This window comes from Janthinobacterium sp. JC611 (assembly GCF_018682595.1).
Lineage (GTDB): Bacteria > Pseudomonadota > Gammaproteobacteria > Burkholderiales > Burkholderiaceae_D > Janthinobacterium.
The window spans coordinates 1-281 of record NZ_JAFLJN010000075.1; the positions used below are offsets into that span (position 1 = coordinate 1).

The window sequence follows — 281 nt, forward strand, 5'->3', positions numbered from 1 at the left end:
AATAGCAAGAACCTGAACATCGATGCCGTCAGCGTTACGAACAAGGACGGCAAGATCGAGCATGCAGGCACGGGCATCTTGAATCTGCAAGCAGGCGTGCTGGACAACAGCAAGGGCCGCATCACGTCCGCTGCGGCGGCGGACATCGTCAGCAAGGGCGTACTGAACAATACCGACGGCGTGATTGCCGCGACTGCCGACTTGCATGTGGGCGGCGTGAATATCGACAACACGCGCGGCGTCTTGCAGGCGGACATGTTGCGTCTCGATGCCGCATCCTT

1 protein-coding gene is annotated in these 281 nt (G+C 59.4%); it reads left to right on the plus strand.

From position 1 onward, the window contains the following. Nucleotides 1-281 (plus strand): hypothetical protein (locus tag J0O65_RS28445; RefSeq protein ID WP_215409932.1); only part of this gene is annotated, 281 nt, incomplete at both ends.